The sequence below is a fragment of the Marinobacter sp. Arc7-DN-1 genome, assembly GCF_003441595.1.
Classification (GTDB): Bacteria; Pseudomonadota; Gammaproteobacteria; order Pseudomonadales; family Oleiphilaceae; genus Marinobacter; species Marinobacter metalliresistant.
In genome coordinates this window covers 1,268,217-1,293,451 of record NZ_CP031848.1, presented here as the reverse complement: position 1 = coordinate 1,293,451, position 25,235 = coordinate 1,268,217, and the positions used below count along the sequence as shown (strand labels likewise).

The window sequence follows — 25,235 nt, the reverse complement described above, 5'->3', positions numbered from 1 at the left end:
TCGGCAGCTAAGCGGGAGCAGGAAGAAGTGCCTGGAGAATTCCTTGAAACAGAAACCGTTGTTATCGGAGCTGGTGTCGTCGGCCTGGCCATTGCGCGCGCACTGGCAAAAAGCGGGCACGATGTGATCGTTCTCGAAAGCGGAGACCGGTTCGGAGACGGTATTTCGTCGCGAAACAGCGAAGTCATCCATGCCGGGATCTATTACCCGGAGCAGTCACTGAAGGCCCTGCTGTGCGTGGAAGGCCGTCAGCGCCTCTATGAGTACTGCCAGAGCCACAAGGTTGACCACCGGAAATGTGGCAAATGGATTATTGCCGCCAGTGATTCGCAAGCCCGGAAACTTGAGGATATTCAGGCAGCCGCCGCCCGCAATGGCGTCAAACTGGCCATGCATGACGCGGATGCCGTTACCCGTCAGGTTCCTCAAATCAAAGCCTGCGCCGGCCTCTGGTCCCCCGAAACCGGCATCATCGACAGCCATGGCCTCATGCTCTCGCTGCTCGGAGAACTGCAGGATGCCGGAGGCCAACTCGTCCTCCGGTCACCGGTCGTCGCGGCAGAGTCCGTTGCTGGCCACCACCTGCTCAGGGTGGCAGGCGACAATCCGCTGACACTAAAAGCGACGCAGGTCATCAACGCTGCCGGCCTGGGCGCCGTTCCCCTGGCCAAAACCTGGGCAGGCCTTTCAGACCACCACAAGCCGCAGCAATGGTTCGCCCGCGGCGTCTACTTCAGCTACAGCGGCCGCCACCCCTTCAACACCCTGATCTACCCCGTCCCCGAACCCGGCGGCCTGGGTGTTCACCTGACCCTTGACCTGGCCGGCCAGGCCCGCTTCGGTCCCGACGTGGAATGGATTGAACATGAAGACTACACCGTCAACCCCAACCGCCTCGAAACCTTTGCCAGGGGTATCCGCCAATGGTGGCCAACCCTGGACCCATCCCGTCTGCAACCGGCCTATGCCGGCATCCGACCAAAGCTGTGTGGACCTGATGGCGGTTTTGCGGACTTTCGAATTGATGGCCCGGAAGATCACGGCGTACCGGGGCTGGTAAATCTCTTTGGGGTTGAATCGCCTGGACTGACTTCATGTTTGGCGATAGCAGACTTGGTTAAGAAAAAGCTGGTTTGATCGACGTATCGCAGGGTTTGGGCGCCGTGCCGGCAGGCTCTCCCGGGATTGTTGAGGGCCATGGATGGCCCGAATCAAGCGCTCAGGGATGAGCTTGTAGCGTATCCCGGGAGAGCCTGCCGGCACGGCGCTTGCACGGAGCCACCTTGCACGGAGCCACAAAGAAACTAGCCAGGGGTCCGAGCCAAGGCCCAAACCTGAATATCCCGCGCCCCCGCCTCCCGCAGAGCCCCCGCCAAAACCCGAACCGTTGCCCCCGTCGTCACCACATCATCCACAATCGCCACCCGTTCAGGTGCCACCGACGTCACTTCAAACACCCCGCGAAGATTCGCCAGCCGCTCATCCCGACTCAATTCCCGTTGCGACCGAACCCGGCGAACCCGCTGCACCAGTCCGGCATCCACAGTAATCCCAAGGTGCCGCCCAACATTCTCGGCAATATCCTGGGCCTGATTGAAACCGCGCCGGCGCCGGCGTCGCGAATCCATGGGGGCGGGCACCAGTACGTCCGGTCTTGTTATCGTTCCGCGGCCCAGTTCCTGTTCAAGAAAACCGGCAAAATCCGCGATCAGCGGCCGCGCAAACTTTCGTTGCCCGTTGTATTTATAGCGGCCGATCATGCCATCCAGGGGATACTGATAGCGCCAGGGAATGCAGGATGTCTTGAACGGAGGCGGGAATTTCAGACAGTCGCCGCAAAGCAGATCCGAAGAAGGAAAAGCCAGGGGCAGGGCGCAACAGCGGCAGTGCCAGCGGTTAACCGGTAGATCTTCCCGGCATGGCTGACATAACCCATTGAAAGCACTGGAAGAAAGGCAGGCGACGCAAAGTCCGCCCTGTTTGATGCTGTTAACCTTTCGTTCCATGAAGGTTGACAGCCAGTTCAGTCCCTTTATCATCTGATTCATCCGTAAACCCAGAGACCGGGAAAGGTTAACAGGACTTTTACATGACCGCTACAGAACTCCGCCACGACTGGACACTGCAGGAAGCCCGCGAACTGTTCGAGCTTCCCTTTAACGATCTTCTGTTCCGTGCCCAGAGCGCGCACCGGGAGCACTTTGATCCCAACGAGGTGCAGGTGAGCACGCTGTTGTCGATCAAGACCGGTGCCTGCCCGGAAGACTGCAAATATTGCCCTCAGAGCGGTCATTACAACACTGGCCTCGAGAAAGAGAAGCTGCTGGAAATCGAGAAGGTGGTGGCTGAGGCTCAGGCGGCGAAGCAGAAGGGCGCCTCCCGGTTCTGCATGGGCGCGGCCTGGCGCAGTCCTTCGAAGAAAGACATGCCCTATGTTCTTGATATGGTCAAGCAGGTGAAATCCCTCGGGCTGGAGACCTGCATGACCCTGGGCATGCTGAAGGAAGAGCAGGCGGTAGAGCTGGCCGAGGCCGGTCTGGATTACTATAACCACAATCTGGACACTTCCGAGAAGTACTACAGCCACATCATCACAACCCGGACCTACCAGGACCGTCTGGATACGCTGGATAACGTCCGTAAAGCCGGTATGAAGGTTTGCTGCGGCGGCATTATGGGTATGGGCGAGGATGAGGATGATCGCGTCGGCCTGCTAGTCCAGCTGGCGAACCTGCCTCACCATCCGGAAAGTGTGCCGGTGAATATGCTGGTGAAGGTGAAGGGCACGCCGATGGAGGATGTGGAGGATCTGGATCCGTTCGAGTTCGTTCGCATTATTGCGGTGGCCCGGATCATGATGCCGGCTTCCCACGTGCGCCTGTCGGCGGGCCGGGAGAATATGAATGAGCAGATGCAGGCGCTGTGCTTTATGGCGGGTGCCAATTCTATTTTCTACGGTGAGAAGCTGTTGACCACTGCCAACCCGGAAGCCGATGCCGATATGCTGTTGTTCAAGCGTCTTGGGATCCGGCCGGAGCAGCGGGAGCAGTGTGCCTCCGAGGAGCAGGAAGAGGAGGCGATTGCCGAGGCGGTGGAGTATGAGGCGACTCGCCATATGTTCTATGACGCTACTCGGGAATCTGCCTGATATCAGTGGTTTTTTGGGCCTTCAGACTTTGGGGGGAGCAGGCTGCGGGCAGGGACCTCCGGGATACGCTACGAGCACATCCATGTGCGCTTGTTTCGGGCCATCCCTGGCCCTCTACAATCCCGGAGGTCCCTGCCCGCACCCTGCCGGAAACTTCGGGTATCTTCGGCAGCTTTCACCAGGCTATACGCGCAACCCCTAATCCGGAGCCATGCTCGTGCGGGACTTTGCCCTTGAACTTGAACAGCGTAAACAGGCCGGTTTGTACCGGACACGCCGACTGATCTCAGGCCCCCAGCAGCCGTCTTTGGTTGCCAACGGCAAATCTTTGCTCTCCTTCTGCAGCAACGATTATCTTGGTCTTGCCAATCACCCCACCAACATTGACGCACTTCGTGACGCGCTACCGGACACCGGTCTCGGGGGTGCGGCTTCCCATCTGATCTGTGGCCATCATGATGCGCACCACCAGTTGGAGCAGCGTCTGGCGGAATTCACCGGGCGCAGTTCGGCATTGTTCTTCTCGACCGGCTACATGGCCAATATGGGTGTGATTTCGGCGCTGGCCGGTCGCGGGGATACGATTTTCTCGGATCGGCTGAATCATGCGTCCATTATCGATGGCTGTATTCTGAGCCGGGCCCGGGTTCGCCGGTATGCCCACGGGGACGTTGCCGCGCTGGAGGCGATGCTGGCGAAAACGTCCGGGCACAAGCTGGTGGTGACGGACGGTGTGTTCAGTATGGATGGCGATGTGGCGCCGCTGGCCGGGCTGGCGCGGGTTTGCCGGGCCCATGATGCGCTGCTGGTGGTTGACGATGCCCACGGCCTTGGCGTTCTCGGGCCCCAGGGGCGGGGGAGTGTGGCTGAGGCGGGACTGTCGGAAGTGGATGTTCCGGTGCTGATCGGCACCCTGGGCAAGGCGGTCGGTACCAGCGGTGCGTTTGTTGCAGGGCCGGCGCTGCTGATGGATTATCTGGTTCAGAAAGCGCGAACCTACATCTATACTACGGCCATGCCGCCGGCGCTTGCCTTGGCGACCTGCGCAAGTATTGATCTGATCGAGCGCGATGATGCCCGCCGGGAACATGTGTTGGGGCTGGTTTCCCGGTTCCGGAGAGAGGCGTCTGCGCTGGGTTATGATCTGATGCACTCCCATACGCCCATTCAGCCGATCATGATTGGTGATAACCACGCTGCTCTGGCGTTGAGCCAGGCGCTCGAAGACAGGGGGTTGCTGGTGTCGGCGATACGCCCACCCACCGTTCCGGTGGGTGAGGCTCGTTTGCGGGTTACGTTCAGTGCCGCACATACTCAGGAGAATCTCGATTGTCTGTTGAACGCGCTGTCGGAATGTCGTCACCTGGCTCAGGGCACGGAAGTGGCGATATGAGTTCCGCGAAAGTCTGTCCGCGTCTGGTGGTTGTCGGTGGCTGGGGTGTCCGGGCGGAAATGCTGGCCGGGCTTTATGGTTTCTGGCCGGGTGAGGTGATGCCGGTTTCGCTGGACGATGAACTGCTGGCCCGCTGCAGTTCCGTGCCTGAAGTGGCCGAGGAGTTGCTGTCGCTGTATCCCGAGCCGTCGGTCTGGATGGGGTGGTCCCTCGGCAGCCAGATTGTGATGGAGGCCGCCTGCCGGGAAACCGGTTCGGTGTCCTGTGCGATCACTCTCGGCGGTTTTCCGAAATTTGTCGCCGATGAGAGCTGGCCCCATGGAATGGCGGCCCGTGAGTTCAGGGCTTTTGCCCGGGGCATTCGCCAGGATCCGCAACGGTACTGGCTGCATTTTCTTCTGTTGATGATCAACGGAGCGGCCGACGAGAAGCAGGAGCGGCAAAAGCTCAAGCCGTGGCTCGAAAAAGGCACCCTGGTGTCAAACGATCATCTCTGTAAGAGCCTTGCATGGCTGGATGCCGGGGATCAAAGAGCGCTTTGGCAATCGCTCGCCACACCCGCCCTTCACGTGATGGGCGGGCAGGACATTGTTGTCAGGCCCTGGGCCGGCGACCTTGAGATTCCGGTCGTCAGTCGCCAGACGGTGGTCGAGGGTATGGCGCACTGGCCGGGTGGATGTTCGGCCGCGGATTGCTGGGGGGCAATCCGTTCTTTTCTGGCTTCGAAGGCGGAGTTGTCAGCATGGGCGTCATGAGTTCCGTGACCGGTAGTCAGGGCGGCCTGAAAGGCGCCTCCCGGACGCTCAAGGCGGATATTGCCCGGGGCTTTGGTAACGCGCGGAGCACCTACGAGAGTGCCTCAAGATTGCAGCGTTTCATGGGCAACACCATGCTGCAGAAGCTCCTGACCCGCAACGCGGTGGCGGCAGATTCAGGCGCTTTGGATCTTGGTTGCGGCACGGGCTGGTTCACCCGCAAGCTCGCGGCAATGGAGCAGGTGGGGGCAGTGGCGGGGGTAGATCTGTCTCAGGGTATGGTGCAGGAAGCCCGGGAAAAAGGTTCTCAAGACGTTGACTGGATCATTGCCGATGCCGAGCACCTGCCTTTGCAGGATGCAAGTTGCGACCTGATTTTCAGTAACCTGATGATCCAGTGGTGTGAGGATCCCCGGGCGGTGTTCCGGGAATGCCGGCGGATACTGCGCCCTGGTGGACGGCTGATGGTCTCCAGCCTCCTCGACGGTACGCTGAAGGAGCTGAAACACGCCTGGAGAGCTGCGGATCCGGAGCATGAACATGTAAACCGCTTCGAGACTGAAACGGCCCTGCGTGCAAAAGTGAACGCTGAACTGCCACAGGCGACCATCGAAACCCGAACCATCCGCCTGCCCTACACGTCGCCCATGATGCTGGCAGGTGAGCTCAGGCATCTTGGCGCAGGTTTCCGGGGCGCTGAACGCCGCAAGGCTGTGACCGCGCCGGGCAGGATGCGGGACATGTGCAGGCAGTATTCGAAAGAGCCGGACGGAACGGTTATGGCAAGCTACGAGGCCGCCTGGATTTACTGGAAGAAAACCTGAGGCCTTACCGGAAAACAGGAAATAGGCTGGCATATTCTTGTGCCCCTGACAGGACTGAAGTATGGCGAAAAAATCCTATTTCGTAACAGGTACCGACACCGGTGTAGGCAAAACCATGGTATCTGCCGCGATTTTGCACGCCGCACGAGTCATGAGGAAACGGACTCTGGCGATGAAGCCCATTGCCTCGGGCTGTGAGCGGACACCCGAGGGCCTGCGCAACGAAGATGCGTTGATGCTGCAGAATGCCATCTCGGAACCATTGGCTTATGAGTTGATCAATCCAGTTGCGCTGGAGCCGGCCATTGCGCCCCACGTGGCCGCTGAACAGGCAGGCCGGCACATTACTGTTGATCGCCTGGTGGGGTTCTGCCGTGGTTTGCAGATTCGTCCTGCAGACCTCCTGCTGGTGGAGGGTGCCGGAGGCTGGCGGGTCCCACTTAATGATCGGGAAACTTACGGAGAATTTCCGCGCCAGCTGGCCATGCCGGTGATTCTCGTGGTCTCGCTCAGGTTGGGTTGCATCAACCACGCCTTGCTCACGGCAGAAGCCATACGCAATGACGGGCTGATGCTGGCGGGCTGGGTTGCCAACCGGACCGAGCCAGAGCCCATGAGTTGTGAGCAGGACACCCTGGACTACCTGGTCAATCACATGGCGTCGCCGTGCCTGGGAATACTGCCGTGGCTTGAACAGTCGCGTCCGGAGATGCTGGCAAGTTACCTCAATATTGATTCCCTGTTTGAAAAATGACCAAAAATGTGGCTTAATCGAGTCAAATAATGGTCATCGGGCAGAGCTGTTATGATCAACAACACACTCGCAGTTGGTATCCAGGGCATTCAGGACGGCATGGTCGGCATGGAAAATGCCGCCCGTAAGATTGCCCGTGGCGGCGTAGATGGTCCCCAGGGGACTGCCGGGGGTGCGGGGAACCTGATTGAGCCCATTGTTGACCTCAAGATATACCAGCGCAGTGTCGAAGCCTCAGCGCAGGTGGTGAAAACCGCGGACGAGACGCTCGGAACGTTGCTGGATATTATGGCCTGAGCCTGGGGCCATGCTGGGGCCAAGAAAGTGCTTTCCTCACTCCCTCCTGTATTTCCAACGGTTTCTCCCACGCCCTTCGGAGTATCTTCTCCTGTTCAGGGTTCGGCACGCGTTCACCGGGCTGGTGCGGCAGTTCAACAGTCTCCGCCATGGCTGAAAAAGACGGTGAGAAAGACCGGGCCGGGTCCTCATCGTTCGAGCCTGTTTCTGCCTGAACCGGTCTTTGCTCAACTCCTTTTCCTCGCTTGATTTTTCCGCTTTGCGATGACCGGGCGATTGCTCTGCGCACTGTTATGGCGCGTGATCCTGTGACATACGGCAACACAATTTTTGCATCCGGCTATTGACAATTCTGTGCCTCTAAACGTATGTTTCAAACAAGTGTTTAATTAAGGCTGCGGCGCAGTGCGCTGCGGTGTCTGAGCAAACCCAAGGCCAGAAGCTGTCAAACCTGTTTCAGCTGAGACCGAAAACCGAGGTGGATTCCATGCCTGAGTACAAAGCGCCCCTGCGTGACATCAAATTCGTAATGAACGAGCTGCTGAACAGCGAGCAGCACTACGCCAACCTGGAAGGTGCTGAAGACGCAACTCCGGATATGGTGGATGCCATTATTGCGGAAGGTGCCAAATTCTGTGAGCAGGTTCTGTCTCCGCTGAACCAGGTGGGTGACAAGGAAGGCTGCACCTGGAGCGAAGACAGTGTGAAAACACCGACAGGCTTCAAAGAAGCCTACCAGCAGTATGTGGAAGGTGGCTGGCCGTCCATGACGGCTGATCCCAACTACGGTGGTCAGGGTCTGCCGCACTCTCTTGGTCTGGTTATGAGCGAAATGGTGGGTACCGCCAACTGGTCATTCGGCATGTATCCGGGGTTGAGCCACGGTGCGACCAATACCATCGAAGAGCATGGCACCGAAGAGCAGAAGCAGACTTACCTCACCAAGCTGATCAGTGGTGAGTGGACCGGCACCATGTGCCTGACTGAGCCGCACTGTGGTTCCGATCTGGGTACCCTGCGGACCAAGGCAGAGCCGAATGCGGATGGCAGCTACGCCATCACCGGCACCAAGATCTTTATCTCAGCCGGTGAGCACGACATGGCCGAGAACATTGTTCACATCGTGCTGGCCCGCCTGCCGGGCGCACCGGAAGGCACCAAGGGTATCTCCCTGTTCATCGTTCCCAAGAATCTGCCGAACGACGACGGTTCTTCCGGCGAGCGCAATGCGGTTTCCTGTGGCTCCATTGAGCACAAGATGGGTATCCACGGCAACGCTACCTGCGTGATGAACTTCGACGGCGCCAAGGGCTGGCTGATCGGGCCTGAGAACAAGGGGCTGAACTGCATGTTCACCTTCATGAACACGGCTCGTATCGGTACCGCCATCCAGGGTCTGGGTGCGGCCGAGCTGGGCTTCCAGGGCTCCCTGGCCTACGCCAAGGACCGTCTGGCCATGCGCTCTCTGAGCGGCCCGAAGAACCCTGAGGGTATCGCCGATCCGATCATCGTTCACCCGGACGTACGTCGTATGCTGCTGACCCAGAAAGCGGTTGCCGAAGGTGCCCGTGCCCTCATTTACCTGACTGCGCAGCAGGCTGATATCGTTCACAGCGGCAAGACTGAGGATGAGCGTAAGGCTGCTGACGAGGCACTGGGCTTTCTGACCCCGATCGCCAAGGCGTTCCTCACGGAAATCGGCTATGAAGCGGCCAACCTGGGCATGCAGGTGTTCGGTGGCCACGGTTTTATTTCCGAGTGGGGTATGGAGCAAAACGTACGTGATGCCCGTATCGGCATGATCTACGAAGGTACCACCGGTATCCAGGCGCTGGATTTGCTGGGCCGCAAGGTGCTGATGACCCAGGGTGAGTCCCTGAAGGGCTTCACCAGGCAGGTTCACATATTCTGCAAGGAAAACGCCGATAACGAACAGCTCAAGGAATTCCTGGAGCCGCTGGCGGCTCTGAACAAGGAATGGGGCGACCTGACCATGAAGATCGGCATGACCGCCATGAAGAACCGCGAAGAAGTGGGCGCCGCGTCTGTGGATTACCTGATGTACTCCGGTTACGCCGTGTTTGCGTACCTGTGGGCCCGCATGGCAAAGGTTGCCCTGGACAAGATGGTTGAGGGTACTTCCGAGGAAATGTTCTACAACGCCAAGGTGCAGACTGCCCGCTTCTACTTCAAGCGTATGCTGCCCCGTGCCAGAGCCCATGCCGAAAGCATGCTGGCCGGCGCTGATAGCCTGATGGATATGCCTGAGGAAGCCTTCGCTATCTAAGCGCGGGCACTGAGCACAGTTCCACAGGACGTAAAAGCCCGCGCTCCCCGGAGGCGGGCTTTTTTCATGAGTTACGGTCCGCTTTTGAGGTAGAATAAACGCCCATAAAAAATAATCTTCAGCGGACACATAGCCCAAGCAGGTGTGACTGGCCGGAACCAAGGCCCCTTTACCACCTGGACAGACTGACAGAATTTTTGGAGAGTTTTAGATGGCTGATTATCAGGCACCCCTACGTGACATGCGCTTTGTTCTGAACGAGGTTTTTGACGCCCCCGCCCTGTGGGCGTCGTTGCCGAAAATTGCCGAAAATGTTGACCCGGATACGGCCGATGCCATCCTGGAAGAGGCTGGCAAGATTACCAGTGGCGTTCTCGCCCCGCTGAACCGTGAAGGTGATGAGCAGGGCAGCCAATGGAGCAGCGGTGAAGTAACGGCTCCGGAGGGCTTCAGGGAGGCTTACCAGACCATCGTTGAAGGTGGCTGGAACGGTCTGGGCGGTAACCCGGAGTTCGGCGGTATGGGGATGCCCAAGACGCTGGTGGCCCAGTTCGAGGAGATGATGCAGGGTGCCAACATGGCCTTTGGCCTGGCGCCCATGCTGACCGCCGGTGCCTGCCTCGCCCTGGACGCCCACGGCAGCCAGGAACTGAAAGAAAAATACCTGCCCAACATGTATTCCGGCGTCTGGTCCGGTGCCATGGACCTGACCGAGCCCCATGCCGGTACTGACCTGGGTATTATCCGTAGCAAGGCCGAGCCCAACGACGACGGCTCCTTCAATGTCACAGGTACCAAGATCTTCATCACCTGGGGCGAGCACGACATGGCGGAGAACATCATCCACTTGGTGCTGGCCAAGCTTCCGGATGCTCCAAAAGGCCCGAAGGGCATTTCCCTGTTCCTGGTGCCCAAGTTCCTGGTGAACAATGACGGGTCCCTGGGCGAGCGTAACAGCTTCAGTTGTGGCTCCATCGAGAAGAAAATGGGTATCAAGGGTTCCGCCACCTGCGTGATGAATTTCGATGGCGCCAAAGGCTGGTTGGTTGGCGAGGAGCACAAAGGCCTGGCCGCCATGTTCACCATGATGAACTACGAGCGTCTGGGCGTTGGCATCCAGGGCATCGGTGCCGCTGAAGCCTCACTGCAAAGTGCCCGGGAATATGCCCTTGATCGCATACAGAGCCGCGCGCCCACTGGTGCACAGCAGCCCGAAAAAGCGGCGGATCCGATTCTGGTGCATCCGGATGTACGTCGTATGCTGCTGACCATGAAAGGCTATGTTGAAGGCGGCCGCGCTTTCTCAACCTACGTGGCCCAGTGGCTGGATATTTCCAAGTACGCCGAGGACGACGAGCGACGCAAGCATGCCGAAGGTATGGTGGCGCTGCTGACTCCGGTGGCCAAGGCGTTCCTGACCGATCGTGGCCTGGAAGCCTGCATCATGGGTCAGCAGGTATTCGGTGGCCATGGTTTCATTCGCGAGTGGGGGCAGGAACAGCTGGTTCGCGACTGCCGGATTACCCAGATTTACGAGGGCACCAACGGCATCCAGGCGCTGGACCTGATGGGCCGAAAAGTGGTTGGCAGCCAGGGTAAGCTTTACGAACTGTTTGCCCAGGATGTGGCGACTTTCCTTGAGGAAAACAGCGGTGACGAGCACCTGCGTCCGTTCCTGGAGCCTCTCGCTGCCGCGGTTGAGCGCCTTGATGACGTGACAGAGCATGTGATCAAACAGGCCGGCGACAACCCGAACGCCGTTGGAGCTGCCTCAGTAGATTACCTCGACCTGTTCGGCCTGACGGCCCTCGGCTACATGTGGGCGAAAATCGCGAAGGCGGCTGCACCCAAGGCCGGGAGCGATACCTCAGGCTTCTACAGCGGAAAACTGAAATCAGCGCGGTTCTATTTTGACCGCCTGCTGCCAAAAACCGTTTCCCTGGCCGAAGGTATCCGTAGCGGCAGTGACTCGATGATGGCTCTGACTGCTGAAGAATTCTGATTTCAGAGTTGAGGCGGGCATAAAAAGGGGTCAGATGAAACTTTCATCTGACCCCTTTTTCATGACTCCTTGTTGATCTGATAGAGGTTGGCACCAGCTCCGGCCTTGAAGCTCAGAGTCTTTCCATTCGCTCGGGATCTGTGACGAAAGGATTTTCGTTCCCCTGAATTTCGGCAATGCGCCGATGGCGCGTCAGCTCACCGTCGTCAGGTGGGTCCAGCTGATTCCAGCCCTTGAACACGGCGGCAGAGCCCAGCCAGGGCAGTTTGTAGGTGTCGACCATGTAGGCAACTGTGCGGGCAACATCGCCTTTGACCCGAACGGGGGGCTCAAAGAACTGGGCGCTTTGGCGGATGCCGCACTCGTCGGTCTTGACGGCAGAACCCAGGTCTTCGTATCGAACATTGCGGCGTCCCATTTCTGTCCGGCTACGTACCGGCACCATATTGTGCATGTCTGAGGCTATCTGCCGATAACGGTTGTCCTGTTCACATTGGCGCGACGTCCCACAGTCGAGCGCGCTGCGCACATCGGCCAGCGGGTATACATACCCGTCGGTCAGCACGAAGCCTTTACTGGTAAAAGGAGTGTCGCAGAAGAATGAGTTCCCTCCGTTGGCGTAGAGATTGCCCCAGAAATGTTCGGAAATAACGGTTTCCGGATCACTGAAACGGATGTTCTGGCCAATCACGAGGGTTGTGGTGAGCAGGAAGGTGAGTGCGGTGGGTATCAGTAAGAATTGTTTCATACGCCATTTATACCTCGCAGTGTGGTCAAGCGCCCTGGCAATTCAGGCCCCGCTGGTCAGGATTCGATCAGGCGGGTCAAAACTATGACGCTTTGTTCACTGATACTGTGAAGTATGACACAGAGACTCCGGCCCACGGAGCCCCTGGCGTAGAGATTTGTGGCTTAGTGTTAACCGGTTAACACTTTTACTTCAGTTTGTTACGGATATTCTGGTAGCCGGTCTTCAGATCCTCACCCAGCTTCTGGGTGGTTTGGCGGGCTTCCTGGGAGGCGTTTTCCGCATCGTGCATCATCTGGTCGATCTTGGTCCGGAAGCGGTCCCAATCCTGCTCAAGATCGTCCCATTCGTCCTTCACGTCTTCGCGGGCCAGGTGAAGCTGCACCCGCGCCTCATCCCGATACTGTTTTATCTTGTCCGACAGTTTTTTGAACTCTTCTTGAAGACTCATCTGAAACACCTCCTTGGATTGATGGTGTGCTTACAATGCGCCCGATTGTAAAAAACTGTCAAGGGGTTGCCGGGCCGCAAGATGGCAAGGAGGAAAGAGTTTGACCTGGATCAGGCGCGGGCGGCCAGGAGCGCCGACATATCTCTGAGATAGTGCCAGGGGGAGAGCGGGTCGAAGCCTTTGGTCGCTCGGTCGACCTTGCTGCAAAGTGCAATGGCGTCGTGCAACTGAGCGCGGTTCAGCCGGCGGGCAGCCTGTTCCATCGCTCGTACTCGCTGAGGCTGGAACACGCCTCTTTTCTTCAGGAATGAGGCCGGATTCTCAGCCTGGCCGCCTGAAGATTTCAGTTCCAGCAACAGGTTCAGGTCGCGGCTCAGGACAGCCAGCAACCCCAGCGGGTTTTCACCTTCCTGCTGCAGCACGCTGATCACCTTGCAGGCATGGGGCGCCCGGCCGGATATCAGCTCGGTGACCAGCTCGAAGCCACTGAACCGGGAGCTGTCCTGGACGGCCTGTTCAACGGTTTCTTCGTCAATCGTAGTGCCGTTCGCCAGCAGCGCCAGCCGATCCAGCTCCTGGCTGGCGGCAAGCAGGTTGCCTTCCAGGCGTTCGCTCATGATCGCCAGAGCGCCGCGGGTCAGGCTGAGTCCGCGGCTGCTGGCCCTTTGTTGAAGCCAGCCATGGAATTTGTCTGCGTCTACTGGCCAGACCGGTACGTGCACCCCCTTGCCCTGGAGCTCCTTGTACCATTTACGGCGGGTTTCCGCGGCGTCCAGGCGGGCGCTGATCAGCAGCAGAATGATGTCCTCAGGGGGAGACTGAAGCACACGCTCGAGCACGGCGCGGCCGTCTCCGAGCTTGCCGGTTGGCAGATGAATTTCTATGCGGCGTTTTTCGGCGAACAGGGACATGGCGCTGAATTCGTCCGCGACCGCGTTCCAGTCCAGTTGATGATCGGCATGGAATGTCAGGCGGTCATGGAATCCGGCTTCTTTCGCGGCCTGCCTGACCTGATCGCAACACTCCTGAACGAGCAGCGGTTCATCCCCGGAAATCAGATAGACTGGTGAAAGGCTCTTTTTCAGTAGCTGGGATAGCTGTCCCGGATTGGTTTTCATGGTTTGCCTGTTGCTGGAACGCCGGCATCCTGAGTGCGATTGTATTCCGCCCGAATGGCATCAATCCGTTCGGAGGTCAGAGGAGCCAGACGGAAAAGAACCTGCTGCGCCAGGCGGTCGTTCAACTGCTGGCGAAGTGCTTCTTCCTCGCGCTGCCTCGCCAGTACGTTGGTTTCATCGTACCGGTAACTTTCGCTGGTGTTCAGGCGGGTTGAGGCAACCACGGGAATGCGGTCAGCGCTGACAACCTCAAGAGCCACGGAGTGGCGAAGCGTGTACTCCGCGGCGGCAGCCTGGGCGGTGATGGCGCTTGCGCGCCGGTCCTGCTCAAAGTTATCAAGGCGCAGAATATAGTCAGCCCGTGCAACGGGAACGAGCTCTATTTCTCCAAGTTCGAGCTGTTCCCTTACTGACTGACAAAGCGTTTCGGGAACCGCTGACGAACAATCCACGGCAAGGGGCTGAAGGGCTGCCGATACCGGAGGCGCACCACGCAGCTGAAATCCGCACCCGGCCAGAGTCGCCACCAGCGAGGCGGCAATCGACATGCGGATCAGGGCGCGCAGGGCGGAGTGCCGGGGCATATCAGCTGGCCACCACATTCACCAGTTTGCCGGGAACCACGATCACCTTGCGCACGGTGGCGCCTTCGGTGAAACGCATCACGTTCTCGTTCTCCAGAGCCAGTTTTTCCAGATCGGACCTGTTGATGTCGGCGGGAACGTCTTCCTTGGCCCGAACCTTGCCATTGACCTGAAGCACCACCTGAATCCGGCTCCGCACCATGGCGCTTTCATCGGCCTTTGGCCAGGACGCATCAACTACCGGATCCTCGTGGCCCAGTGCCTGCCAGAGCGTGTGGCAGATGTGAGGAACAATCGGGGAGAGCACCAGAACGGCAGTGTCCAGGGCTTCCTGACGAACGGCCCGGGTCTGGGGTGTGTCGCCCTGAAGTTTGCCAACATCGTTGAGCAGTTCCATAACGGCGGCAATGGACGTGTTGAACGTCAGTCGGCGGCTGATATCGTCGCTGACCTTGGCGATGGTTTCGTGGGTCTTGCGCCGCAGATTCTTCTGGCCATCGTCCAGGGCGGCTGAGTCCACCGCCGGGGCAAGCCCGGAAGCCGCGTGTTCATTCACCAGGCGCCACAGACGCTTGAGGAAACGGTGGGCGCCTTCAACCCCGCTGTCAGACCATTCCAGGGACTGTTCCGGGGGCGCGGCAAACATCATGAACAGGCGAACGGTATCGGCGCCATGCTGGTCAATGATGGCCTGGGGATCGATGCCATTGTTCTTGGATTTGGACATCTTGGTGACGCCGCCGGAGATCACCGGCTCGCCATCGTCCTTGTGTACCGCGCGAATGGGCTGACCCTTCTCATCACGCTCAACCGTGACATCCGCGGGAGAGATCCACACCTTTCCGCCCTTGCCGTCCTCACGGTAGTAGGTTTCGGCCAGAACCATGCCCTGGCAGAGCAGGCGATTAAAGGGTTCGGAACTGGTGACCAGGCCCACATCCCTGAGCAGCTTGTGGAAGAAACGGGCGTAAAGCAAGTGCAGGATGGCGTGTTCGATACCCCCGATATACTGATCCACCGGCAGCCAGTAATTGGCGGCGGACGGATCCAGCATGCCCTTGTCGTAATGGGGGCTGCAGAACCGGGCGTAGTACCAGGACGACTCCATGAAGGTGTCGAAGGTATCGGTTTCCAGGGTGGCCGGCTGACCGTTGTATTCGGTTTTGCACCACTTCGGGTCGGCCTTGATTGGCGATTGCACGCCGTCCATCTTGACATCTTCCGGCAGGCGGACCGGCAGCTGGTCGTCCGGAACCGGCATCTCGGTGCCGTCTTCCAGAGTCATCATCGGAATCGGCGCGCCCCAGTAACGCTGCCGTGACACGCCCCAGTCCCGCAGACGATAGTTCACCGTGCGCTTGCCGATGTTGTGCTCTTCCAGGTGGCGGGCGATCTCGTCGAAGGCCTCTTCACTGGTCAGGCCGCTGTACTTGCCGGAAGACACGAGCGTGCCTTTTTCGGTGAAGGCCTGCTCCTGAACATCAATCTCTCGACCATCGCGCGCAGCAATCACCTGTTTGATTGGCAGGCGGTATTTAAGGGCAAATTCATGGTCCCGTTCGTCATGGCCCGGAACGGCCATCAGGGCGCCGGTACCGTAGTCGGTCAGAACAAAGTTGGCAATCCAGACCGGAATTTCTTCCTGGGTCAGCGGATGAATGGCCTTGAAACCGGTATCAATGCCACGTTTTTCCATGGTGGCCAGCTCAGCCTCGGCCACCTTGCTGCTGCGGCACTCCTCCACAAACTCGGCCACATCACGGTGCCGCTCCGCGGCCTCTTTTGCCAGGGGGTGCCCGGCGGCAACCGCCATGTAGCTCACGCCCATCAGGGTGTCGGGGCGCGTGGTGTAGACCGTCAGGCCACTGTCCTTGTCCTTGAGCGGGAAGGTCAGCTCGGTACCCACGGACTTGCCAATCCAGTTGCGTTGCATGGCCTTGACCTGCTCGGGCCAGTCTTCCAGCTGATCCAGATCGTTCAGCAACTCCTCGGCATAGTCGGTAATGCGGATGAACCACTGGGGAATTTTCTTCTGCTCCACCAGGGCTCCGGAACGCCAGCCACGGCCGTCCACGACCTGCTCGTTGGCCAGAACCGTCTGATCCACCGGATCCCAGTTCACGGTGGACATCTTCTTGTACACCAGGCCTTTCTCATAAAGACGGGCGAAGAACCACTGCTCCCAACGGTAATAATCCGGCTTGCAGGTGGCCAGCTCCCGGTCCCAGTCGTAACCGAAACCCAGCTGCCTGAGCTGGTTTTTCATGTATTCGATATTGGCGTAGGTCCACTTGGCCGGAGCCGCCTTGTTGGCAATGGCGGCATTCTCGGCGGGCAGGCCGAAGGCGTCCCAGCCCATGGGCTGCATCACGTTTTTGCCCTGCATGCGCTGGTAACGGGAAACGACATCGCCAATGGTATAGTTGCGGACGTGCCCCATGTGCAGCTTGCCACTGGGGTAGGGGAACATGGACAGGCAGTAGTACTTGGGTTTGCCCGGCTCTTCCCTGACCATGAAGGTCTTGTTATCTTCCCAGAAATTACGGGCATTCTGCTCTACGTCACGGGGATTGTATTGCTCGTCCATTCCTGCCATTACCGAAATTACCTTGTGTGAAAAATAAAACCCTGTATCAAAATGATGTCCGGAGCGGGCCGGACATTCTAACGCACACTTGGCTTTACAGGTAGTCTGCCAATTTTCCCTTCTTGTGCCAGACTTTCTTGTGCCAGACTTATAGTGTTGGCGGGAGACGGCGGCCGGTGCAGCTTCCTGAGACACGCCGTGAATACGTCCATGTAGGCTTGAGCGCAGCATCCATGCTGCGCACAGTCTCAGGAAGCTGCACCGGCCGCCGCCCCGAACCCTGGGAGCTATTGTCAAGGAACGGGAGCACCAAACGTCTGGGAGACAGGGTGTGTCAGGCCCTTCCGGGACTGTCTGCAGCATGGATGCTGCAGTCAAGCGTACATGGACGTATTCACAGCGTGTCCCGGAAGGGCCTGACACAGCCTGGCTCCTGCCCCAACTGTCCGGATTTACGCTTGTTTTTTTGGAACCCCGAGGTTTGTTTGAAGGAGCAGTTATGACAAAACCAGAAAGAAGCCATCTCTCAGGAAAAGCCCTGGAAGTGTATGACCGAATGCTGGAGCGGGTGAAAACGCGTCTCCATGAATTAGAGGAAACCTCGCTGCAAACGCTGGAGGACGAAGTACGCAAAGCCGTTGAGTTCGAGTACGAACTGGAGGAGATGACCCGGGAAGAGGCGGATCTTCTGGGAGCCTATCTGCAGCGGGATCTTGAGCACCTGCTGCACTTCGTCGAGGAAACCGGCGAAGGCCTGAGTGAATGGTTGCAGCTTGATATCGCTTTGCTGGAACACCAACTGGCGGACAGTCTGTTCTCCGTTGCCGACAAAACCCTGATAGACACCCTGGAGCTCAAACAGAAGCTGGAGAACAAGGAGGCGGGTCAATACATCTCAGGTGAGGTGGCCACCGCGGGTATGTTCCAGTGCCTGAATTGTGGCCACATGCGCTGCCTGACAGCCACCAGCCATCTGGAACCCTGCGAAGCCTGCGGCTCCCACTACTACGAGCGGGTTACGAGCCGCTGGCCGAAACGGGAGGAATGATCCGCTCCCGGACAAACACGATCAGGATGACCGCCAGGGTCAGTACCGGCCAGGAACCGGTTTGCATATAAGGCGTACTGCCCTTGGCGGTGTATACCTCACCGGTCAGGGTGGCGCGCTCGAATTGCGGGATGGTCCTGGTCAGCCTGCCCCGGTGGTTAATGATTGCGGTCACGCCGTTGTTGGTGCCCCGGAGCATATAGCGGCCGGTTTCCAGGGCCCGCATTCGGGCAATCTGCAGGTGTTGCAGTGGTCCGATGGAATCCCCGAACCAACCATCGTTACTGATGGTGAGCAGAAGGCCGGAACCCCGGGCGTTGAAGGCGACGAAATCCGGGTAGGCAACCTCGTAACAGATGAACGGCATGATATTGATGCCATTTGCCCTGAGCGGGTCCTGCCGGGCCGGGCCCGGGCTGAAATCGCTCATGGGCAGGTTGAAGAACCCGATCAGTCCTCTAAGCACGCTTTGCAAAGGCACGTATTCGCCAAACGGGACCAGCTTCTGCTTGTGGTAGATGCCCTCGCTATTGCCAATCGCAATAATGCTGTTGTGATAAGTGAAGTCCTCAAGACGGTCACTGAAGCCGTACCAGGGTATCCCGGTAATCAGTGTGCTGTTCTCGCCCAGCTCAGTGCTGATGTGCTCGATGATTTTGCCGGCCTGATCCTGGGGAATGGGAATGGCCGTTTCCGGCCACAGGATCAGGTCGGTGTTCCAGTGGCCTTCTGTCATGCCCAGATACGTCACAATCTGGTCTCTGAGAAATTCCGGATCCCACTTGATCTGCTGGGGAATATTGCCCTGCATGGCCGCAAAGGTTGTGGCCTCGGTACTGAGCTCGGTCCAGTCAATCCGGTTCATGGCCGGAGCGATCAGCCACGGAATCAGCGCAATCACCAGAGTTACGCCGGCGGCGACTGGTCTCAGGTGTTTAACCAGCCACCAGCCCGCGTAGAGTGCAGCACCGGTAGCCGTAATCCAGAAAGTGATGCCGTGGACGCCTGTTAAGGGCGCAAGGCCGGCAAGAGGGCCGTCGGTATGAGCGGTACCGAGGTACAGCCAGGGAAAGCCGGTTAGCAACCAGCCCCGGAACCAGTCCCCCAGAATCCAGATAGCAGGGAACAGAATCAGTCGGCGGATAGCATTCTTCTTTGCGAGTTTGCCCCAGAACCAGAACGCCAGGCCATGGAACAGTGCCAGGCCCGCCACAAAGGCGGTGGTCAGCAGGATGGCGACGGGAATCGCCGTGTTGCCGTGTTCACTGATGCTGATATACACCCAGCTGGCACCGCTGCCAAACAGACCAAGGCCGGTAAGCCATCCGGCCCTGAACAGTTTCTGCGGCGCCAGGGGAACCGTGACCAGCAGAATCAGAAGAACCGAGACCGGCCCCAGCCACCAGAACTGAAACGGGGAAAAGGTCAGGGTTTGCAGGGCGCCGGCAACCACGAGGGTTGCCGCGCCGAGCCAGCGGTTGGTTGATAGCGGGGTATTCAGGACTTTGGCGTTTGTAACGTCATTGCTCACTGCGGGTTACCTGCAACAGACGGATGACACGGTTATCGGCGTTGGCAATAGTAAAGCCCAAGCCACCGAATTCAACCGATTCGCCCCGTCTGGGCAGATGTCCGAACTCCTTGAGTACCACCCCACCGATGGTGTCGAACTCTTCTTCGTCGAATTCGGTCTCGAAGAATTCGTTGAAATCATCGACCGGCGTTACCGCCTTGACCGCGTAGCTGCCATCGCCCCGTGCCTTGATGTGGGTCTCCTCATCGAAGTCATGTTCGTCTTCGATTTCCCCGACAATCTGCTCAAGCACGTCCTCAATGGTGATCAGCCCGGCGGTGCCGCCATACTCGTCCACCACAATGGCCATGTGGTTGCGGTTTTCCTTGAACTCCTTGAGAAGCTGGTTCAGGCGCTTGCTTTCGGGAACAAAGGTTGGCGGCCGCAGGATTTCCCGGATGCGGTTCCAGTTCAGGTCGTTGCTCAGGGCAAGGGGAAGCAGGTCCTTGGCCAGCAGGACGCCGATCACGTCATCCTGGCTGTCGCCGATCACCGGGAAGCGGCTGTGGGCAGAGGAGATGATTTCTGCCAGAAACTCTTTCGGGTCCTGGGATGCCTTGACGGTGACCATCTGGGAGCGGGGAATCATGATTTCATCCACCCGCATGTCGATCACCTGCATGGCACCTTCGATGATGCTCATGGCATCGACATCGATGATGTTCTGGGACTCGGCGTCCCGCAGGATTTCCAGCACGTCCTCGACGGACTCAGGCCCGCTGGAGAAGGCCTGTGATATACGTTCCAGCCAGGACTTGCTGCCCTGGCTGCGACTCGACTGATCGTCGCTCATGAGTCTTTTTCCGTTTCCTCTGCTTCGTAGGGATTGCCAAATCCGAGCTGTGCCAGCAATCGGACTTCGAGGGCTTCCATGACCTCGGCATCTTCGTCTTCAATATGATCGTAACCCTGGAGGTGCAACATGCCGTGCACCACCATATGGGCCCAGTGCGCGTCCAGGGATTTCTGCTGCTCCCGGGCCTCATCCTCAACAACAGGTGCGCAAATCACCAGATCTCCGGCCAATGGCACCGTTATACCGGCTGGCGCCTCAAATGGGAAGGACAACACATTGGTTGGCTTGTCCTTGCCCCGATACTGGCGATTCAGTGCCTGGCTCTCTTCGGTTCCGACAATGCGCACCGTTACCTCGGACGGATCCTCCCCCTGCCACGCCAACTGTGCCCATGCCTGAAAAGCCCGTTCCGGTGGAACCCCGGGTGCCTCGAAAACCTGTTGGAAGTCTACTGTCACCTCGCTCACTGGCCGGTCGCGCTCCCGTCGTCAAAAGAATCGTAGGCTTCCACAATGCGTTGAACCAGCGGGTGACGCACAACGTCTTTCGCTTCAAACCGGGTAAAGCCGATGCCCGGCACCTTGCTCAGCACACCGGCGGCATGAATCAGCCCCGAATTCTGACCCCGGGGCAGGTCCACCTGGGTGGTGTCGCCGGTAATGACGGCGGTTGAGCCAAAGCCGATCCGGGTCAGGAACATTTTCATCTGTTCCCGGGTCGTGTTCTGGCTTTCATCGAGAATGATAAACGAGTTGTTCAGTGTACGGCCGCGCATGAACGCCAGTGGTGCAATTTCAATCACGCTTTTTTCGATCAGCCGGGTCACCTGTTCAAAGCCGAGCATTTCATACAGGGCGTCGTACAGCGGGCGCAGATACGGATCCACCTTCTGAGCCAGATCTCCCGGCAGGAAACCCAGCTTTTCTCCGGCCTCCACCGCCGGCCGAACCAGCAGGATCCGCTTCACCTGCTCGTCTTTCAGGGCCTCCACGGCACAGGCAACCGCCAGCCAGGTCTTGCCGGTACCGGCGGGTCCGATCCCGAAGTTGATGTCGTGAGTGCGGATATTGTGCACGTATTTCTGCTGGTTCGCGCCCCGGGGTTTGGCCTGCAGCTTGGGTGTCTTGATCACCGACACTGCGCCGTCATAGGGCACGTCCTCGGGCAGGCGTTCAAAGCCGGTTTCCCGGATGAACAGGTGCACGGTATCCGGCGGAATGTCGTCCGCGGCCTCGGTTTCCCGATACAGATGCCGGATAACCTCAACGGCCGCCGCCACATGCTCGGTTTCCCCTTCCACCCGGAAATGATGGCCCCGCCGGCCGACTTTTACCTGAAGGCGTTTCTCGATCATCTTCAGGTTTTCATCAAACTGGCCACAAAGCGTGGCCAGCCGGCGCTGGTCCACCGGGTGCAGGTCAAATTGTCTGGTGTCGTGTGTGTTCAATCTTGCTCCGTTTTATACTCCCCCGGTTTCTTGGGGAGTTGGCTGTGAAGTTGGGGTCAGATGAAAGCTTTCATCTGACCCCTGTGCCACAAAAATGTTGGAGGCCAAGGATGGCCGGAAACAAGCGCACATGGACGTGCTCGTAGCGGTTTTTGGGAAGGGGCTCACCACCACTCGCCATGCACCAGCCCCAGGACCCATAGGAACACCAGGCCTAAAACATCCCCAAACCCACAGGCACCCCGCGAAGAGAATTGGGATAAGCCTCCACAATCTCGACATCAATGAAGTGCCCGACAACCTCCGGATTCTCATGTCGGAAGTTCACAATCCGGTTGTTCTCCGTGCGCCCCGCATACTCCCCGGGGTCTTTCCTGGACAGGCCAGTCACAAGGATCCGTTGGGTTGAGCCGACCATCTTGCGGCTGATGTCCATCACGTTCTGGTTCAGCCGGTCCTGCAGAATGCTCAGGCGCTGTTTCTTGACATCCATCGGTGTCTCGTCTGGCAGGTCCGAGGCCGGCGTGCCCGGCCGGGCGCTGTAGACGAAGCTGAAGGACATATCGAAGCCGATGTCGTTGATCAGCTTGATGGTGTCTTCGAAGTCCTTCTCGGTTTCACCGGGGAAGCCAATGATGAAATCCGAGGAGAAGCTGATGTCCGGCCGGAGCTTGCGCAGGCGGCGGAGTTTGGATTTGTACTCCAGTGCCGTGTGGCCCCGCTTCATGGCGGCCAGGATACGGTCTGAACCGCTCTGGACCGGCAGGTGCAGGTGGCTGACCAGTTCCGGCACGCGCTCGTAAACGTCGATCAGGGCGTCTGAGAATTCCACCGGGTGGGAGGTGGTGTAACGGATGCGGTCGATACCATCGATGGCGGCAACCAGCTCGATCAGTTCCGCCAGGTCCATGGTGTCGCCGTCGTGGGTCTCGCCGCGGTAGGCGTTGACGTTCTGGCCAAGAAGGTTGACTTCCCGGACGCCCTGGCCGGCGAGATGGGCGACTTCGGCAATCACATCGTCCGCCGGGCGGCTGACTTCCTCGCCTCGGGTATAGGGCACCACGCAGAAGGTGCAGTATTTGCTGCAGCCTTCCATGATGGAAACGAATGCGGAGGGGCCGTCGGCGCCGGGCTCGGGCAGGTTGTCGAACTTCTCGATTTCCGGGAAACTGACGTCCACCACGCCCACGCCATTACCTTTGCTACGAACTTCGGTGATCATGTCCGGCAGGCGGTGCAGGGTCTGGGGGCCGAAGACCATGTCCACGTAGGGCGCGCGGTCAATAATCGCCTGGCCTTCCTGGGAGGCCACGCAGCCGCCAACGCCGATAATCAGGTCCGGTTTCTTGCTCTTGAGTCCCTTCCAGCGGCCGAGCTGGTGAAACACCTTCTCCTGGGCCTTTTCCCGGATGGAGCAGGTGTTCAGCAACAGGATGTCGGCGTCATCGGGTGAATCGGTCATTTCGACGGTTTCGCCGGTCTTGAGCAGGTCTGCCATGCGGGCGGAGTCGTACTCGTTCATCTGACAGCCGTGGGTTTTGATGTACAGCTTTTTAGCCATGGGTCTCACGTAATCTGGTGGATGGTGCGCCGGGAACTGGGTGCTTTAATTTGCTTTAATTTAAAGGGGCGCCAGCAAAAAGGAACTGCGTATTATAACGAGGTGCTCATTCTTCAACCACCTTTGTCTCGGCTTGTTGCTAGTGTCCGTCTGGCTCTGGTGTTATCCGTTGCGATCTGATTTGGGTGCAGGATACCCGCCCGGCTCTCAGGTTACGAAGCGGGCCACTCCGGACGCCTCACTCCTCGCGAGCCTCCAGATACCGCTGCAGCTGCTCCCGCAACGCCCTGGGAAGCCGGGTAATCGTCAAAGCATCTTTATCGCGGTCGTAATAAACCGCCTGATTCACCAGGTCGGATGAAAACGACACGCTCATGCCACCCCCGGAGCCCGCGATACGCACCAGTTTCTTCACCTTGCGATGATCCGGGTGCAGCACGCCGCTCTCCGGAAGCTCTGCGGTTTTCGATGCAAATTCCCTGAAACGTTGCGGCTCGTTTTCGTCCAGATAGCCAGACAGTGCCTCGATTTCCACCGGTTCACCCAGGGCATGCTGTTCCTTGCAGAACTCGTAGGCCTTATTGCGCACTTCGCCGGCTTTCTCCGGTTCGGAGGATTTGGCGAACGCTTCTACCGCGTCCAGGAACGTCATGGTCTCTTTTTCCACATCCACCTGATTGGTGAACCCGCACAGGCGAATAAAGAGCTCCCCGGGCTCACCCGTGCCGCGGCCATGGACCAGGGTCAGATAATTCTCCGCCGGGTTGTTGCTGCGCCAGTCGTCCAGCTCAATGCGAACCGCCAGATTCAGTCTGGACAAACTCAGCACATCCGTAGCATCCAGTGACTCACTGCCATCAAACCGCATGGCGCTGTCGTTCTCCAGGATAAAGAGATAAACCACCTCTGAGTCGGCCAGTGCGTCATGCACGATCATCAGGTGGCCATCAAACTCCTCCTGGCTGCCGGTCAGCAGCTCCTGCCACTGCCCGAACAGGCGATCGGTCATGGCGCCGAAGGTTTGCCTGTCTTCCAGGTAGTCTTTCAGCCAGGCACTGAGCGGGCACTCGCCCAGGTCCTCGGAAAACCGTCCGTATTTCTTGCCGGGCTTGCTGTTAAACAGCCGCTTCATCTGCTTGTGCAGGCCCTCGTAGTCGCCACCGGGCTCCCTCAGAGAGTCTCCGGCACTGAGATGGGCTGCCTGGTCCGGCTGGAAATGCGTAAAAAAGGCAGACCTCAGGTGTTTGATTGCCATGGTTAATTACCCTGTTGCCGTTGTCCTGACTGAAAGGCCTCCATGATGAGCGTTTCATCGGGATGGTAAAGCCAGTCAAATCCAATGGGTTGCGCAGTGAGTGATATGGGAGAGAAGGCCATAGTCCAAGGAGCGGCAGCTTATTATGAAAAACGCGGAAATCCAAATTTCCACCCATCCTGATGCATTATCGTTCAAAGCCGATTTTGACACGTGAGAATTCCGCAATATCGCCTTTTCAGCTCTGAAGCCGCCTTCGGGACCCGCACTTTGGCTGGTCCATGTCTGTGCCTGTGCCTGAATAAGGGGCAGTTTTCAGGCTTGGCAGGGCTACCCCGCAGAGGTTGGGAAAGGGTCGGAAGCGCCAGAGTAAAGGCCTGAACAAGAATTGGCGCAATCCATGCTTATGGTTCAGGTCAGCGGGAAGAGTCGCGTTGTGTCGTGCGACACAATTCTCGTGGAATAAGTCACTCAAGCAAAAGCGCTTATTGGCCCGGAGATTTCTTCGGTTCAATAGGCGCTTTTTTTTTGGCAAATGGCCAGTGAGGCGGCTCGGAATTTTTCTTCGGTCTCCTCTTGACCAGTCGGTTTAACAGAAACGGAGAAC

At 58.5% G+C, this 25,235-nt stretch carries 22 protein-coding genes; 10 read left to right on the top strand and 12 right to left on the bottom strand.

Annotation, left to right across the window (positions count from 1 at the left end):
- The first annotated feature begins 27 nt into the window (after nucleotides 1-27).
- Nucleotides 28-1,137, top strand: coding sequence for an NAD(P)/FAD-dependent oxidoreductase (locus D0851_RS06015; RefSeq protein WP_117617812.1), 1,110 nt, complete (start codon nucleotides 28-30; stop codon nucleotides 1,135-1,137).
- Nucleotides 1,138-1,304: 167 nt separating this feature from the next.
- Here D0851_RS06015 and D0851_RS06010 read toward each other — a convergent pair whose 3' ends face one another.
- Nucleotides 1,305-2,039, bottom strand: coding sequence for a ComF family protein (locus D0851_RS06010; RefSeq protein WP_117617811.1), 735 nt, complete (start codon nucleotides 2,037-2,039; stop codon nucleotides 1,305-1,307).
- 50 nt (nucleotides 2,040-2,089) lie between these two features.
- On the opposite strand from D0851_RS06010, the gene bioB reads away from it, so the two are divergent.
- The 8 genes from bioB (at nucleotide 2,090) to D0851_RS05970 (ending at nucleotide 11,460) form a co-directional block, all read left to right on the top strand.
- Entirely contained in the window at nucleotides 2,090-3,148 is a 1,059-nt protein-coding gene (gene bioB, locus D0851_RS06005; protein WP_117617810.1) for a biotin synthase BioB, read from the top strand.
- 217 nt (nucleotides 3,149-3,365) lie between these two features.
- Nucleotides 3,366-4,541: an 8-amino-7-oxononanoate synthase gene (bioF, locus tag D0851_RS06000; protein ID WP_117620305.1), complete on the top strand. Its 1,176-nt coding sequence runs from the start codon at nucleotides 3,366-3,368 to the stop codon at nucleotides 4,539-4,541.
- On the top strand, nucleotides 4,538-5,296 hold the full coding sequence (locus D0851_RS05995; RefSeq protein WP_117617809.1) for an alpha/beta fold hydrolase: 759 nt from the start codon (nucleotides 4,538-4,540) through the stop codon (nucleotides 5,294-5,296). The genes bioF and D0851_RS05995 overlap by 4 nt, the downstream gene beginning before the upstream one ends.
- Nucleotides 5,284-6,120, top strand: coding sequence for a malonyl-ACP O-methyltransferase BioC (gene bioC, locus D0851_RS05990; RefSeq protein ID WP_117617808.1), 837 nt, complete (start codon nucleotides 5,284-5,286; stop codon nucleotides 6,118-6,120). Before D0851_RS05995 ends, bioC begins: the two co-directional genes overlap by 13 nt.
- Nucleotides 6,121-6,181: 61 nt before the next feature.
- A complete protein-coding gene (gene bioD, locus D0851_RS05985) occupies nucleotides 6,182-6,874 on the top strand; it encodes a dethiobiotin synthase (RefSeq protein ID WP_117617807.1) in 693 nt (230 codons plus the stop codon).
- Between the two features lie 51 nt (nucleotides 6,875-6,925).
- Entirely contained in the window at nucleotides 6,926-7,171 is a 246-nt protein-coding gene (locus D0851_RS05980) for a flagellar basal body rod C-terminal domain-containing protein (RefSeq protein ID WP_117617806.1), read from the top strand.
- Between the two features lie 487 nt (nucleotides 7,172-7,658).
- Nucleotides 7,659-9,458, top strand: coding sequence for an acyl-CoA dehydrogenase C-terminal domain-containing protein (locus D0851_RS05975; RefSeq protein WP_117620304.1), 1,800 nt, complete (start codon nucleotides 7,659-7,661; stop codon nucleotides 9,456-9,458).
- A 211-nt stretch (nucleotides 9,459-9,669) separates the two neighbouring features.
- Entirely contained in the window at nucleotides 9,670-11,460 is a 1,791-nt protein-coding gene (locus D0851_RS05970; RefSeq protein ID WP_117617805.1) for an acyl-CoA dehydrogenase C-terminal domain-containing protein, read from the top strand.
- Nucleotides 11,461-11,572: 112 nt separating this feature from the next.
- Here D0851_RS05970 and D0851_RS05965 read toward each other — a convergent pair whose 3' ends face one another.
- The 5 genes from D0851_RS05965 to leuS form a co-directional block, all read right to left on the bottom strand.
- The gene (locus D0851_RS05965; protein WP_117617804.1) at nucleotides 11,573-12,208 is read right to left on the bottom strand and encodes an endonuclease; all 636 of its coding nucleotides are present in this window, start codon (nucleotides 12,206-12,208) and stop codon (nucleotides 11,573-11,575) included.
- Nucleotides 12,209-12,395: 187 nt separating this feature from the next.
- Nucleotides 12,396-12,659, bottom strand: coding sequence for a hypothetical protein (locus D0851_RS05960; protein ID WP_117617803.1), 264 nt, complete (start codon nucleotides 12,657-12,659; stop codon nucleotides 12,396-12,398).
- 110 nt (nucleotides 12,660-12,769) lie between these two features.
- The gene (gene holA / locus D0851_RS05955) at nucleotides 12,770-13,777 is read right to left on the bottom strand and encodes a DNA polymerase III subunit delta (protein WP_117617802.1); all 1,008 of its coding nucleotides are present in this window, start codon (nucleotides 13,775-13,777) and stop codon (nucleotides 12,770-12,772) included.
- The gene (lptE, locus tag D0851_RS05950; protein WP_227539461.1) at nucleotides 13,774-14,379 is read right to left on the bottom strand and encodes an LPS assembly lipoprotein LptE; all 606 of its coding nucleotides are present in this window, start codon (nucleotides 14,377-14,379) and stop codon (nucleotides 13,774-13,776) included. The genes holA and lptE overlap by 4 nt, the downstream gene beginning before the upstream one ends.
- Nucleotides 14,363-16,948, bottom strand: a complete 2,586-nt coding sequence (leuS, locus tag D0851_RS05945) for a leucine--tRNA ligase (RefSeq protein WP_117620303.1) — start codon at nucleotides 16,946-16,948, stop codon at nucleotides 14,363-14,365. The genes lptE and leuS overlap by 17 nt, the downstream gene beginning before the upstream one ends.
- Before the next feature lie 499 nt (nucleotides 16,949-17,447).
- Here leuS and D0851_RS05940 point away from each other — a divergent pair, with 499 nt between their 5' ends.
- Nucleotides 17,448-17,996: a zinc ribbon-containing protein gene (locus D0851_RS05940; RefSeq protein ID WP_117617800.1), complete on the top strand. Its 549-nt coding sequence runs from the start codon at nucleotides 17,448-17,450 to the stop codon at nucleotides 17,994-17,996.
- On the opposite strand, the gene lnt is transcribed toward D0851_RS05940, so the two are convergent.
- From lnt to D0851_RS05910, 6 genes are all read right to left on the bottom strand, one after another.
- Entirely contained in the window at nucleotides 17,965-19,527 is a 1,563-nt protein-coding gene (lnt, locus tag D0851_RS05935) for an apolipoprotein N-acyltransferase (protein WP_117617799.1), read from the bottom strand. The two genes, D0851_RS05940 and lnt, sit on opposite strands and share 32 nt — an antisense overlap.
- Entirely contained in the window at nucleotides 19,517-20,362 is an 846-nt protein-coding gene (locus tag D0851_RS05930; protein ID WP_117617798.1) for an HlyC/CorC family transporter, read from the bottom strand. The genes lnt and D0851_RS05930 overlap by 11 nt, the downstream gene beginning before the upstream one ends.
- Nucleotides 20,359-20,832, bottom strand: a complete 474-nt coding sequence (gene ybeY, locus D0851_RS05925; RefSeq protein WP_117617797.1) for an rRNA maturation RNase YbeY — start codon at nucleotides 20,830-20,832, stop codon at nucleotides 20,359-20,361. The genes D0851_RS05930 and ybeY overlap by 4 nt, the downstream gene beginning before the upstream one ends.
- Nucleotides 20,829-21,812, bottom strand: a complete 984-nt coding sequence (locus D0851_RS05920; protein ID WP_117617796.1) for a PhoH family protein — start codon at nucleotides 21,810-21,812, stop codon at nucleotides 20,829-20,831. Before D0851_RS05920 ends, ybeY begins: the two co-directional genes overlap by 4 nt.
- A gap of 214 nt (nucleotides 21,813-22,026) precedes the next feature.
- Nucleotides 22,027-23,373 (bottom strand): tRNA (N6-isopentenyl adenosine(37)-C2)-methylthiotransferase MiaB, encoded by a 1,347-nt coding sequence (miaB, locus tag D0851_RS05915; protein WP_117617795.1) that lies wholly within the window; start codon nucleotides 23,371-23,373, stop codon nucleotides 22,027-22,029.
- Nucleotides 23,374-23,611: 238 nt separating this feature from the next.
- Complete coding sequence (locus tag D0851_RS05910) at nucleotides 23,612-24,628, bottom strand: nucleoid-associated protein (RefSeq protein WP_117617794.1); 1,017 nt, start codon at nucleotides 24,626-24,628, stop codon at nucleotides 23,612-23,614.
- Nucleotides 24,629-25,235: the final 607 nt, after the last annotated feature.

Excerpts from the sequence above, each read along its gene's own strand:
- D0851_RS06010 (WP_117617811.1), bottom strand. The coding sequence starts at position 2,039 with ATGATAAAGGGACTGAACTGGCTGTCAACCTTCATGGAACGAAAGGTT.
- bioB (WP_117617810.1), top strand. The coding sequence starts at position 2,090 with ATGACCGCTACAGAACTCCGCCACGACTGGACACTGCAGGAAGCCCGC.
- D0851_RS05995 (WP_117617809.1), top strand. The coding sequence starts at position 4,538 with ATGAGTTCCGCGAAAGTCTGTCCGCGTCTGGTGGTTGTCGGTGGCTGG.
- bioC (WP_117617808.1), top strand. The coding sequence starts at position 5,284 with ATGGGCGTCATGAGTTCCGTGACCGGTAGTCAGGGCGGCCTGAAAGGC.
- bioD (WP_117617807.1), top strand. The coding sequence starts at position 6,182 with ATGGCGAAAAAATCCTATTTCGTAACAGGTACCGACACCGGTGTAGGC.
- D0851_RS05980 (WP_117617806.1), top strand. The coding sequence starts at position 6,926 with ATGATCAACAACACACTCGCAGTTGGTATCCAGGGCATTCAGGACGGC.
- D0851_RS05975 (WP_117620304.1), top strand. The coding sequence starts at position 7,659 with ATGCCTGAGTACAAAGCGCCCCTGCGTGACATCAAATTCGTAATGAAC.
- D0851_RS05970 (WP_117617805.1), top strand. The coding sequence starts at position 9,670 with ATGGCTGATTATCAGGCACCCCTACGTGACATGCGCTTTGTTCTGAAC.
- D0851_RS05965 (WP_117617804.1), bottom strand. The coding sequence starts at position 12,208 with ATGAAACAATTCTTACTGATACCCACCGCACTCACCTTCCTGCTCACC.
- D0851_RS05960 (WP_117617803.1), bottom strand. The coding sequence starts at position 12,659 with ATGAGTCTTCAAGAAGAGTTCAAAAAACTGTCGGACAAGATAAAACAG.
- holA (WP_117617802.1), bottom strand. The coding sequence starts at position 13,777 with ATGAAAACCAATCCGGGACAGCTATCCCAGCTACTGAAAAAGAGCCTT.
- lptE (WP_227539461.1), bottom strand. The coding sequence starts at position 14,379 with ATGTGGTGGCCAGCTGATATGCCCCGGCACTCCGCCCTGCGCGCCCTG.
- leuS (WP_117620303.1), bottom strand. The coding sequence starts at position 16,948 with ATGGACGAGCAATACAATCCCCGTGACGTAGAGCAGAATGCCCGTAAT.
- D0851_RS05940 (WP_117617800.1), top strand. The coding sequence starts at position 17,448 with ATGACAAAACCAGAAAGAAGCCATCTCTCAGGAAAAGCCCTGGAAGTG.
- D0851_RS05930 (WP_117617798.1), bottom strand. The coding sequence starts at position 20,362 with ATGAGCGACGATCAGTCGAGTCGCAGCCAGGGCAGCAAGTCCTGGCTG.
- miaB (WP_117617795.1), bottom strand. The coding sequence starts at position 23,373 with ATGGCTAAAAAGCTGTACATCAAAACCCACGGCTGTCAGATGAACGAG.
- D0851_RS05910 (WP_117617794.1), bottom strand. The coding sequence starts at position 24,628 with ATGGCAATCAAACACCTGAGGTCTGCCTTTTTTACGCATTTCCAGCCG.